The organism is Hafnia sp. HMSC23F03 (assembly GCF_001816025.1).
Lineage (GTDB): Bacteria > Pseudomonadota > Gammaproteobacteria > Enterobacterales > Enterobacteriaceae > Hafnia > Hafnia paralvei.
On sequence record NZ_KV824196.1, the window covers coordinates 1 to 12,801 of the forward strand.

The window sequence follows — 12,801 nt, forward strand, 5'->3', positions numbered from 1 at the left end:
AGCGATTGGCCCCCCGACTCGGACGCCTGCACGGGGGGCAGGTAGATTTCGGTGCATTAGGCGTACGAAACATCACACCGCTCTATTTTCATTCGTTCCGCTAAAGCCGGAGTGATGACATTCGGGCAGCGGGCGAAATTTCCACTAAATAAACATAGGATTAGGCAGGCCAAATTGCCGTTAAGGAAATAGAGCACAAAAACAAAAACGCCCGCAAAGCGGGCGTTGAAAACTAATCTTAAGAAAAATGAAGTTTACTAAGACTTAATCTTCATCTTCGTCACGCAATGGAACAATCAGCATGTCGATATGTACGGTATTGATCAACTGGCGAGCAGAAGACATCAGCTTACTCCAGAAATCCTGATGGTGGCCGCACAGTACCAAGTCCATATCGTATTTCTTAATCGCATCCACCAGTACCTGACCCAAATCACCGCTCCCGCTCAGGGTTTCCGTAATTGGATAGCCTGCGTTCTGAGACAGCTCGGTCAGGGCGTGGTGAGTTTCGTCAGAAATACGTTTCTGCATGTCGCCCAGATTCACGTCAATTAGGCCGGTGTACAGGTCAGAATAGTTAACATCCACGTGAATCAGAGAAACTTTAGCGTCATAAGGGCGCGCCATAGATACTGCTTTCTCAACCAAGATGTTACTTTCTGGGGAAAGGTCTACAGCAACCAGAATGTGTTTATAAGCCATAAGTTTACTCCTTCCATAAAGCCGGTTAACGGGGTAGCAGGCATTGGGTGTCGCTACCTGGCTTCTCTTGCATGCCTGCATGTTAGCATCGTTCAGATTGTGAGGGTGTCGTCCTGCTCACACTCACAATGCAAATTTCTTAACATATTGCTTCTAACTATTGTTTTACTCTTTTACGCCAAGGCTGCACATACTTTCAGCTGAAAAGGTTCACTTTAAATGCAAAAACACGCTAAGTGAGGAAATAATCGCCAATTCAGGCCGTTAAAGAAAAGAGCGCTTTGCCAGCAGCTAAAAAAAGTAGACCCGTTTTTTATAAGGATAGCGCGGTTGTAAAGCAAGAGCTGATTATCTTGGGAGGAAAAATTTTCACCTTTTTTTGCTTTTGTTATTCTCTTTCTCTCTATTTCGCCGTTTTTTTATAGGAATTAATAGCGAAGCTAAATCATTAGCTAGCGCATTCTGCGTTTCATCATAAAATCAGCTAAATTAATTTTGTGATCTCCATACCGTTTCTCCGTTCTTTTCCTAAACTGATTAATGAGGCAGTGCTGCGTAGCGTGATTTGTTATTGTGCTGCTAGCTTTTTGCCTACCTTGATAATAACCATCGTGGTTTAGCCTGACGAAACTGTCGGGCTAAGGTTGTCTGGCGAGTAATAGACAAGGCACCGTTATCTCACAGCCCTAATTATTTTGCTGGAGAGGATGCCGGGAGGTGATCATGATTAATACCGTCGCGCTTTTTTGGGCGTTGTTTCTTGTGTGCGTGATTAACATGCTGCGCTATTACTCCTCGTTACGCGCGCTGCTGGTTGTTTTACGCGGCTGTGATCCGCTGCTTTATCAATATGTTGATGGTGGTGGATTCTTTACTTCTCATGGGCAGCCTAGTAAGCAAGTGCGCTTAGTGCGTTATATTCAGGCTCAGCGCTACCTCGATCACCATGATGATGAGTTTATTCGCCGCTGTGAGCGTTTGCGTCGCCAGTTTGTTTTAACCAGCGGACTGTGTGGCCTCGTCGTGGTGTGTCTGTGCGCGATGGCGATTTGGTATTAGCAGCTAATTGATATCAATGAAATTATGGCACCTTCGTTCTGCGAGGGTGCAGATAAGAACTACGCGTGAAATGCAGTATCAGTGTGTTGCAAAAAGGTAAAACTGAAAATAATGATTGCAGGGACGATGTGCATTGATTAATTTGAAACGGTATTCAATTTTAGGACATCCTAACGTGCACACAGTTAACCTCCAACTCAGCCTCCTTCTTCTCCTTATCAGCTAGGTGGCCTGCACGCATCCATATTAAACAAGGCCGCCGGAAGGGCGGCCTTGTTGTCTCTAGCACCCTCCGGCACCATTTTCTTAACACCGGAGTTTCAACATGACGTTTAGCATTATCCCCTCCCAGCGGAGGTCTGCATGAGCCAGCAGTGGTCATCCCGAATTGGACATATTTTAGCCGCAGCCGGTTCGGCAATTGGCATTGGTGCTATCTGGAAGTTTCCCTACGTTTCTGCCACTAATGGTGGTGGTGCGTTCCTGATTGTTTTCTTGGTGTTCAGCTTTACTCTGGGGTTGGCCGTATTCATGGCTGAGACACTGCTGGGCAGCCATACGCGCGAAGGCGTAGTAAAGGCCTTTAAACAGTTGGCGGGGCGCCATTGGGGCTGGGTAGGCGTTCTGGGCGTGACGTGTTCATGGTGCATCTTCAGTTTCTATAGTGTGGTGGGTGGCTGGACGGTGGGCTATACGTTCATGGCGGGGGCAGGCAAACTGAACATTACGGATTCCAGCCAGCTGAATTCGTTGTTTACTGATTTTATTAGCAATCCTTATCTGCCGGTTATCACCCATTTATTGTTTGCGGCCTTGACCTGCTATGTGGTGTTAGGGGGAGTGCAGCGCGGCGTTGAGAAAGCGGTTAAGGTCATGATGCCCTTGTTATTCTTGATTATGCTGGTGCTGATTGTCGTCGGGATGACATTGCCGGGCTCCAGTGCGGGTCTGAAGATGTTCCTATATCCAGACTTTAGCCATCTGACGGGTAAAAGCGTGTTGGATGCGTTGGGGTTGGCTTTCTTCTCACTGTCCATCGGTTTAGGAATTCATGTTACCTATGGCGCATATCTGCCAGATAGCCGAGGCATTGGGCGTTCTAGTGTTTGGGTCGTCACATTGTCGTGTCTGGTTTGTGTGTTGGCGGGGCTGATGATTTTCCCTGCATTAAGCTCAGCCGGATTAGACCCTGCTGCGGGGCCAGGGCTGACCTTCATGACTATGCCTGTTTTCTTTGCCCATCTGCCGGGGGGAAGCATTCTGGCGGTGGCTTTCTTCTTGCTGCTGTTAGTTGCGGCACTGTCCTCATCGATATCGTTGTTAGAGAATATTGTGGCCTTTGCCCAAGGACGCTGGGGCTGGTCACGTCGTAACGCGAGCCTGATTATTACCGCAAGTATTATGCTGGCGGGGATCCCGGTGACCTTGTCCTTTGGCGAATTAAGTGGTTTTACGCTGGCGGGGAAAACGCTGTTTGATGTGCTGGATTTCTTAACGTCGAATCTGATGATGCCGCTGTTTGGTATTATTATCTGTTTGGTATTTGGCTGGTCGCCGCGCGCTGCGACGCTGATGCCGCAGGATATTTCTCCTGTTTGGCGAGCATGTCTGCGTATTACCTGGCGTTACATTGGCCCGCTGTTTATCGGTATTATTTTGATTAGAGGCCTAATGTAAGCCAAAAAAAAGCCCGTTTAATCAACGGGCTTTTTTAATCGTTTTAATAAGTTAGACCACAAAGGTCAGCGCCAGCCAGTACAGACCACCGGAAAGAACAATCGCGACAGGAAGGGTCAGAACCCATGCCAACAGAATGCTCTTAATGGTTTTGCTCTGAACACCACCGCCGTCCACAATCATGGTACCCGCAACAGCAGAAGAGAGCACCTGAGTGGTTGAAACCGGCATACCGGTATAGCTTGCTACACCGATGGAGATTGCGGCTGTCATCTGCGCGGAAACGCCTTGCGCATAGGTCATGCCTTTCTTACCAATCTTCTCACCGATAGTGGTCGCCACACGACGCCAGCCAATCATAGTACCCAGAGACAGCGCCAGAGCAACGGCAACGATAATCCACATCGGTGCGTACTCAACGGTCTCCAGCAGGTCTTTACGCAGATCGTTCAGGAAGCGCTTATCCTGAGCATCTGTTTCAGGCAGCTTAGCCACTTTACCTGCGGTATCTGCAACACACATCAGTAAGCGACGCATTTGATTACGCTGATCGACGCTTAGCTCGTCATAACGTTGCAAGTTATTCAACAACGCTTTGCTGTGGTCGATAGCAATCAGCGCACGAGAAGAATCACAATGGAAATCATTGTTACCGGTGGTGGGTGCCACTGGCTGATGCTCTTCAATACCAACGATATGCGGCAGGGCTTCCTGATGCTTCTGGTAATACTGTTCCAGATGCGTGATCGCATCACGGGTACGGGTGATGTCATAGCCAGTGGCGTCCATGTTAACCACAAAGCCGGCCGGAGCCACACCAATTAATACCAGCATCAACAGACCGATGCCTTTCTGACCATCGTTAGCACCGTGAGAGAAACTCACGCCAACCGCCGACAGGATCAGGGCAATACGCGTCCAGAATGGTGGTTTACGTTTGCCATCAATCTTTTCACGTTCAGCAGGCGTCATATGGATGCGGCGACGTTTCTTCGTTCCGCTCCAGTAGCGACGCAGTGCAAATACCATCAGACCGGCCAGAACCAGACCGATCAGTGGGGACAGAATCAACGATAGGAAGATTTCTACCATCTTCGGAATGTTGAGCGCATCCACCACAGAAGTGTTGGTCATCAGTGCGTTAGTCAGTGCAATACCGATAATCGCGCCGATTAGCGTATGAGAACTGGATGCCGGCAGGCCAAAATACCAGGTGCCGAGGTTCCAGATAATCGCCGCTAAAAGCAGAGAGAACATCATTGCTAGACCGTGAGTCGATCCCACGTTCAACAGCAAATCTGTTGGAAGGAGGTGCACAATTGCGTAGGCGACGCTGAGGCCACCCAACATCACACCTAAGAAGTTGAAAATACCCGACATAACGACCGCAATCTGCGAACGAAGTGCACGAGTATAGATAACTGTTGCGACTGCGTTTGCTGTGTCATGGAAACCATTGATGGCTTCATAAAACAGAACAAACAGCAGTGCCAGGACTAACATGAGGCCAGTGTGAAAATCCAGCCCTGCAAATAGATGTAGCATAAGCGTTACGCCAGTTAGTGGTCATGAACGCGGCGCATTATCTGCGAGAACGCGTGCTGGGGAAAAGCAAAATATGACGTTTTTTTGATTTATTCACGCAGTTAATAGATACATATCTCGGATTAGTCCTATCATTTCAGTATGTTGTATGAATATTTCGAGATAAATTTTTTCTCGCGCTGGCGATGAGGATTTACCCCGTTTACAATCCACCGCCGTGAGTCTGGGTTTGTTTTGCCGTTTATTACCAGAGTAGCTCATATTAGAAAAATCGGTATTAGCGTTCGTGGTTGCATTTAGACCCACGAAATAAGAGGTTATGTGTGGAAAATTTTGATGTAGTGATCGTCGGCGCCGGTGCTGCGGGGTTGTTTTGTGCGGCTCAAGCAGGGCAACTCGGTCAGCGCGTTCTCGTCGTTGATAACGGCAAAAAGGCAGGGCGTAAAATCCTGATGTCGGGCGGCGGTCGCTGTAATTTTACCAATATGTATGCCGAACCTGCGGCGTATTTATCGCAGAACCCACACTTCTGCAAGTCGGCACTGGCTCGCTATACCCAATGGGATTTTATTGAATTGGTGAGCCGTTACCAGATTGCCTATCACGAAAAAACGCTAGGGCAGTTGTTTTGCGATGATTCCGCTGAGCAGATCGTGGATATGCTGCTTAAAGAGTGCGAGCTGGGGCAGGTTACTCTCCGTTTACGCAGCGAAATCTTAAGCGTTGAGCGTTTAGACAGCGGAGAATTTTCGCTTCAGCTTAACGGTGAACAGGTGAACTGCCGATCTTTGGTGATCGCGAGCGGTGGTCTGTCGATGCCTGGATTGGGCGCAACGCCTTTCGGCTATAAGATTGCTGAGCAGTTCGGCCTGAACGTGCTGCCGACTCGTGCGGGTTTGGTTCCGTTTACACTACATAAGCCACTATTGGATCATCTGCAAACGCTGTCTGGCGTGGCGGTTCCATCGGTAGTCACCGCCGAATCAGGCACCAGTTTCCGCGAGAGTATTCTGTTTACCCATCGTGGCCTCTCGGGGCCAGCGATCCTCCAGCTTTCAAGCTACTGGCAAGCCGGTGAGAAAGTGACAATCAATCTGTTACCGGATTGCGACCTAGCCGCTTTCTTGGATGCGGAGCGCGCTGAGCACCCCAATCAAAGCCTAAAAAATACGCTAGCTAAACAACTACCGAAGCGTTTGGTTGAGTGTTTACAAACGCTGGGGCAAATTCCTGACGTCACGCTTAAACAGCTGAATGCTCCACAGCAGGTGCAGATTGTTGAAACATTACAAGAATGGCAGGTCGTGCCGAATGGCACTGAAGGTTATCGTACCGCAGAAGTGACGCTGGGCGGCGTTGATACCAACGAGCTTTCTTCGAAAACCATGCAGGCACATAAAGTGCCGGGGCTGTTTTTCATAGGCGAAGTCGTCGATGTGACCGGCTGGCTCGGTGGTTATAATTTCCAATGGGCATGGAGTTCCGCCTGGGCCTGTGCGCAAGCGGTGGCGAATGTGTGACATTGAGACTTCCGCTCCAGACCGGAGCGGAGTCAGGCTGCCTTTATTATCCCTTCAACCAAGCCTGTCCTTCAGCCTTCATTGACGTTTCTAAATGACTGCCCTTGGTGGCAAATTCACGCTCTACCGGAAAACCGCTTTTCTCAAGTAAATAGGCAAGCGGCGCGTAGGCAATCGGATATTTGTTAGCACAGGCAGTATCGATGTCGATAATTCCTTGAGGGAAATTAAACGAACCAAAATCGTAAATTGCCTGACGGCGGGTAATTTTCCATGCACCGTTACGTTTTTCTACCCAATCGTAAAAACGATTATGCACGGTAGCGCCGAGTTTCATCTGCGCATTTTCGATCACAATCATGGCGTTAGTTTCTGCGATGGCTTTATTACCGTGAAATTCAATCATCGGTGAGCTGATGAGATGTTTGGTCACCAGCGCTGAGCCGCCCATGCGCTGCGAGCCTTTTACGAAATCAGTAAACAACCCTTCAAACCAGGTGACCTCAATGGTGCCATCGGCGTGGAATAGCTCTAGCATTTTGTCCCATTCGGCGAGATCGCGGTGCATCCAACCCGTCATTAAATCGGCAATGATCAAACGGTCTTCCCAAAATGCTTGCATAGCGGCTTTTCCTTAAGTTGTGAGCAGTGGCTAGGCATGAAATATGCTGGCCTAACACGAGAATATAATGCCGCAAGGTTTGTTGATTATGCGATGCGAGAAGTGCCGAAGGGGAGAAATTGAAAAAGAGAATGTGAGTAATAAGCGATATTGCAGTTAAAAAGCTGCGACATCACTGCCGCAGCTTAGAGAGTAAATTGAAGTGCTAGCTTAGAACCACTGCCCGAAGCGACGAATGTAGAAGCGCTTCATCAGTTGAGTGACAACGCAATAGCTGAACAGCGTACCAACTAACCATGGGAAATACTGCCATGGCAACGGCTGCAAACCAACCCAGGTGCCGAGCGGTGAGAAGGGAATATAAATACCCAGCGCCATAATTAGCCCCGTTGTTAGCATTACCGGCAGCGCCGCAGTACTTTGAATAAACGGGATTTTTTGAGTACGCAGCATATGCACAACGAGTGTTTGTGACAGCAGCCCTTCAATGAACCAGCCAGACTGGAACAATGCCTGATGTTCGATGCTATTGGCAGCAAACACGAACCACATAATGGCGTAGGTCGTGATGTCAAAAATAGAAGACGTTGGACCAATCCATAACATGAAGCGGCCAATATTTTTTGCATCCCATTTACGTGGTTTACGCAGGAATTCTTTGTCCATTTTATCCCACGGCAAAGAGAGCTGTGAGATGTCATACATCAGGTTTTGCAGCAACAGCTGAATCGCCAGCATTGGCAAGAATGGGATAAAGGCACTGGCCACCAGAACGGAGAACACATTGCCGAAGTTGGAGCTGGCGGTCATGTTCAGGTATTTAATGATATTGCCGAAGGTTTCGCGTCCGGTGATCACGCCTTCTTCCAGTACCATCAGGTCTTTTTCCAGCAGGATAATATCGGCTGACTCTTTCGCGATATCAGTACCCGTATCGACGGAGATACCGACGTCGGCATCGCGCAGCGCTGGTGCATCATTGATACCATCACCGAGGAAGCCAACGGTATGGTCATTGCCCTGCAACGCTTTAAGTACGCGAGACTTTTGCAGCGGCGTGAGCTTGGCAAAGACGGTGCGCTGCTCCGCTAACAGCGATAGCTGCTCGTCGCTCATTCCTTCAATTTCGTTGCCCAGTAATGGTTCACCGGGTTCTAAGCCCACATCACGGCAAATTTTGCTGGTGATGATAGGGTTATCACCGGTCAACACTTTGACCATGACGCCATTTTCGCGCAGGGCAGTGATCGCTTCTGCGGCAGATGCTTTTGGTGGATCGAGGAACGTCAGTAGCCCGCAGATCACCAGATCGCGCTCATCGCTGTTGCTAAGTGGGAATACGCAACCATCGATACCCAAATCACGAGTTCCCACCATGAGCACGCGGAAGCCTTGTTCGTTGTAGTGGGTCGCTAATTGCAGCAGCTCGGCACGCGCTTTCTCATCGAGTGGTAAAATATTTCCGTCATCGCTGATATGGGTGGCGATAGCCAGCATTTCTTCAACAGCACCTTTGCAAATCAGCGTGTGGCGGCGCTGCTCGTCGCTGACCACAATAGATAGACGGCGACGAATGAAGTCGAAAGGCAGCTCGTCAATTTTGCTAAAGCGCGCCATTGCTTCAACTTCAGGACGCGCGCGGCCGAAGCGAATCACCGCTTTATCCATCAGATTTTTCATGCCGCTTTGGTGGTAGCTATTCAGCCACGCCAGTTGGAGCACCTCTTTATTCTCGCGTCCATTGATGTCGATATGGTGTTCGAGAATGATACGGTCCTGAGTTAGCGTACCGGTTTTATCGGTGCACAGGACGTCCATAGCGCCGAAATTCTGGATGGCGTTCAAACGCTTAACCACAACTTTGCGGCGAGACATCGCGATCGCGCCTTTGGCAAGGTTTGAGCTTACGATCATCGGCAGCATTTCCGGGGTCAAGCCTACGGCAACCGCTAAAGCAAACAGCGCTGCATCGGCCCAATCACCTTTGGTGAAGCCGTTGATCAGGAGAACGACTGGCACCATCACTAGCATGAAGCGAATTAACAGCCAGCTTACGCTGTTGACCCCACGGTCAAACGAGGTTTGTGAACGAGTGCCGACGATAGATTTTGCCAGTGAACCAAAGTAGGTTTTTGCCCCCGTAGCGACCACTACCGCTTTGGCGGTACCGCTGGCCACGTTGGTTCCCATCAGACAGATGTTGGATAACTCCAGCAGATCGCCTTCACTGCTGCCTGTGTCGCATGATTTCTGACTCACGCTGGCGGTGACGTCGTATTTCTCAATCGGGATCGCCTCGCCGGTTAGTACGGCTTGACTGATAAACAGATCGCGAGATTCGATCAATTTAACGTCGGCTGGGACCATATCTCCTGCGGAGAGCAGAATGATATCGCCCGGAACCAAGTCTTGCAGCGGGATCTCTTTGCACTCAGTTTTTGCAGCTGGATGAGCGCGGCGTAGAACGGTTGCGGTGGTTCTCACCATGGATTTCAACGCATCGGCGGCTTTATTGGTGCGAAACTCCTGCCAGAAGCGGAGTAATCCGCTCAAAGATACCATGATTAAAATGATGATCACTCCGATGAGATCTGTTTCTTCACCGCGTTGTAGCGGAAGCCAATAGTCGGTGAAGAAACTGATCGCAGCAAGCACCATCAATACAAAGATAAATGGGTTATTAAACGCACTGATTAACTGAACCAAAGCAGGTGGCACTTTTTCATGAGCTACCTGATTGGGCCCCGTTTCCAGTAGGCGTTCGCGTGCGTCTTCCTCTTCTAATCCATTGAGGTTAGAAGAAAGATTAGACAAAGTTGCATCTAGACTGACCACAGATTCTTCTGCAATCAGATAGGTGGTTTTTTTATTATTTTTGCGGCTGCGTTTTTCTGCAGTCTGTTCGATCATCTGGGCCATAACACAATACTCATCGCTAATTTTAGCGCGCAGAAACCCGCCCCAAAAATGAGGAGTTTTCTTTCGCTAAATGTCTTAGTTAGCCTAAGGCTAAAAGTAGGCGTTGCAGACTAGGGACGGATTTCACTCACGTCAGCCCGTGCAACGCGGATAACGTTGCTTCTGGGGTGCTCGTCCATATTGGCTCCTTACGCCTCACGGCGAGATGTGGTTGGTACTGGAAATGATTACGCTCGTTGCTTATGCCGTTCATCAAGCCAAATGATGGGCACTGATAAGCCCTCCTGTCGTAGGTCATGGCGACAAGAAAGCAGGGCGCGAGAAAATCGGCGACGTTAAACGTTACCCATTACTCACATCGTTAGGCTTTGCCTGGAGGAAATAGAGCGCGAGTGTAAATTTGCATGATAACTGTCCGCATACAGTCCTCTCGGCATAATCACCGACGAGGTACTTTTTTAGTGGGTCTGCAACAGTTCTTGATGTGAGAAGTGATGCTGCCCGCCGAGTCCGGCAAGCAAAACATCTGAGGAGATGGTCAGCTTGCCAGTGTTATGTCACTACTGAGTTGATTACTACTCTGACTTTCCAATGAAGGAATCTCCGTTGATTAACTGCCGAAACTATAAGCCCGGTTGCGTAGTGTGTAAAGGTTCATTTGCTAAACCAATAGTCAACGCAAGTTATTTTGCTATCACCCGTAATCAGGCTTAAAAGTGGAGGAAAGGTAGGTTTTTGCAAAAATTGATCGTGATTACACTCTGGTGTTTTATGTAAAACAGCATTTTTAGAGATGACCCCAAAAATGTACACCCTGAACAAAAAAGGGACGATTTGCTGGAGTGTGCACCACAGACGGTGTTGCTTCGTGTGGTTAATTATATGTAAAACATGATGTTTTTATATTTTACATTCATGATTTGAATTCCTAGAGCATCTGAAATGACCTGATCTTTCGAATGAAGTAACATTTAATTAACACCATGTTTACTTTGTGGGTATAGGAATCTTCTGACCACTCTGTTAATCTTTTTCTTACTTTCTACCCACATTATTCAAAGGTTGAGCTAAATAGAATTAAGACATAAACAATAAATTATTTGCTTAAATTGCTATTTTCGTCTCGTCTGCGAGGAGGATTTCTGCTACGCGAAAGCATTTAAATTTCTATTTATCCTATGCGGATGAAGGGGGCGTACGGCTCTTTATTGTAGTCTTCACATTATTTTTAATATTTGGTTTTATCAGATGGATAATGATGTTTAGGTTTTTAGTCCAGAGTGATGGCGCGTCATTCTGGAGTAAAAAACCAATAGCCCGTTTTTATTCTAGCGACTAGAAAAACAGGGATTTAGATTTAAGAAAATCGTTAAGTGAAAATAACGATAATAGTCATTATAGATAAAAGGATAGAATCAATGAATAAGACAATATTACCTATCGCATTCATCGCGGGCTGTTTTGTTTCATCTTCAGCAATGGCAATCAGTGCGAATACTATTACTTTCCAAGGTGAAGTTACTGCTCAAACGTGTTCCGTTTCTATTAATGGAAATGATGCTAGCCCGATTGTTTTATTGCCTACGGTAGCAGCGACAGAATTGGCTAATCCTGGTGATGTTGCTGGCCAGACAGTATTTACGCTGGGCGTTACTGGCTGTACTAAAAATGATGCAGCAGATACCAACATTAAAACCGTTTTTGTCGGAAATAACGTGACTAACAGCGGTAATTTAGGCAATACCGGTGGTGCTGGAAACGTTGAATTACAGATTTTGAAAAGCACCCAAGATACTGCAGGTATTAACTTAACTAGCCCACAAAGTGTTGATGGATTGGTTCTGAAACAAGGCGATACCGAAGCGACTCATGACTTTGCCGTGCAATATTACGCTACGGCAGCAGCTACTGCTGGCACCGTAGCAGGTTCATTGCAGTACGCAATTTCTTACCAGTAATTGATGTAGGCCGGTACGCCGGCCTACTTATTGTTTAGGAACAACAATATGTTATTTGTTAGGAATGTTATTGCAGGATGCACTTTTGCACTTCTTTGGATTGTGGCTGCACAGGCAAGTGTAGTCATGACAGGGAACCGGGTTATCTATCCCGCGCAAAACAAGGAGGTGAACATTCAACTGACGAATCATGATGATTTTCCTAATGTGATTCAGGTGTGGATGGACAGCGGTAATGAAGATTCAACACCTGATACTGGACAAGCCCCATTCATCATTACGCCGCCGTTTTTTAAAATGGCCGCTAAAGCCGGTCAAACGGTACGGTTGATGTTCTCAGGCGGGGAATTACCTCAAGATCGAGAATCCATTTTTTACCTTAATTTTTTGCAGATCCCACCCAGAGAAGCAAAAAGCAGCAGTAATCAAATGCTGATCATGCTGCGTAATAGAGTAAAGGTGTTTTATCGCCCCACCGGAATAGCAACATCGCCAGTGGATATTGCTCAGAATGTAAAACCAAAAATAATTCAGCAAGGAAATACTTACGCACTGGAAGTAAATAATAATAGTGGTTATTACCTCTCCATTTCTGGAGCAAGTATTCTATCTGAAAATAAGATTACTCAACTCGGTAGCAGAATGATTGCTCCGTTTAGTACGGAGAAGTGGCCTCTTAGTCATAGGTTCTCCAATTCCGCATTGACTATTAATTATATAAATGATCAAGGGGCGAAAATAACACAGCGTTACCAGTTGTGATCGTATCCTTCTGCTGCTCATGGAATGAGAGGGTGTT

9 protein-coding genes are annotated in these 12,801 nt (G+C 47.6%); 5 read left to right on the plus strand and 4 right to left on the minus strand.

The window, feature by feature from the left end:
- Positions 1–264 precede the first annotated feature (264 nt).
- Positions 265–702 carry a universal stress protein UspA gene (uspA, locus tag HMPREF3091_RS03240; protein WP_008815546.1) on the minus strand — a complete coding sequence of 146 codons (438 nt, stop codon included), beginning with the start codon at positions 700–702 and terminating at the stop codon, positions 265–267.
- 723 nt (positions 703–1,425) lie between these two features.
- On the opposite strand from uspA, the gene uspB reads away from it, so the two are divergent.
- Positions 1,426–1,761, plus strand: a complete 336-nt coding sequence (uspB, locus tag HMPREF3091_RS03245; protein ID WP_008815545.1) for a universal stress protein UspB — start codon at positions 1,426–1,428, stop codon at positions 1,759–1,761.
- A gap of 363 nt (positions 1,762–2,124) precedes the next feature.
- Positions 2,125–3,438 carry a sodium-dependent transporter gene (locus HMPREF3091_RS03250; RefSeq protein ID WP_004091070.1) on the plus strand — a complete coding sequence of 438 codons (1,314 nt, stop codon included), beginning with the start codon at positions 2,125–2,127 and terminating at the stop codon, positions 3,436–3,438.
- 51 nt (positions 3,439–3,489) lie between these two features.
- Here the strand turns inward: HMPREF3091_RS03250 and pitA are convergent, their stop codons facing one another.
- Complete coding sequence (gene pitA, locus HMPREF3091_RS03255; RefSeq protein WP_004091069.1) at positions 3,490–4,983, minus strand: inorganic phosphate transporter PitA; 1,494 nt, start codon at positions 4,981–4,983, stop codon at positions 3,490–3,492.
- Between the two features lie 323 nt (positions 4,984–5,306).
- Here pitA and HMPREF3091_RS03260 point away from each other — a divergent pair, with 323 nt between their 5' ends.
- On the plus strand, positions 5,307–6,503 hold the full coding sequence (locus tag HMPREF3091_RS03260) for a BaiN/RdsA family NAD(P)/FAD-dependent oxidoreductase (RefSeq protein ID WP_070714235.1): 1,197 nt from the start codon (positions 5,307–5,309) through the stop codon (positions 6,501–6,503).
- Positions 6,504–6,549: 46 nt separating this feature from the next.
- Here the strand turns inward: HMPREF3091_RS03260 and HMPREF3091_RS03265 are convergent, their stop codons facing one another.
- A complete protein-coding gene (locus HMPREF3091_RS03265; RefSeq protein WP_070714236.1) occupies positions 6,550–7,125 on the minus strand; it encodes a nuclear transport factor 2 family protein in 576 nt (191 codons plus the stop codon).
- Between the two features lie 210 nt (positions 7,126–7,335).
- A complete protein-coding gene (gene mgtA / locus HMPREF3091_RS03270; protein ID WP_371328673.1) occupies positions 7,336–10,035 on the minus strand; it encodes a magnesium-translocating P-type ATPase in 2,700 nt (899 codons plus the stop codon).
- A 1,427-nt stretch (positions 10,036–11,462) separates the two neighbouring features.
- Here mgtA and HMPREF3091_RS03275 point away from each other — a divergent pair.
- The gene (locus HMPREF3091_RS03275; RefSeq protein WP_035502768.1) at positions 11,463–12,002 is read left to right on the plus strand and encodes a fimbrial protein; all 540 of its coding nucleotides are present in this window, start codon (positions 11,463–11,465) and stop codon (positions 12,000–12,002) included.
- A 48-nt stretch (positions 12,003–12,050) separates the two neighbouring features.
- Positions 12,051–12,764, plus strand: coding sequence for a fimbrial biogenesis chaperone (locus HMPREF3091_RS03280; RefSeq protein WP_070714238.1), 714 nt, complete (start codon positions 12,051–12,053; stop codon positions 12,762–12,764).
- Positions 12,765–12,801 lie beyond the last annotated feature (37 nt).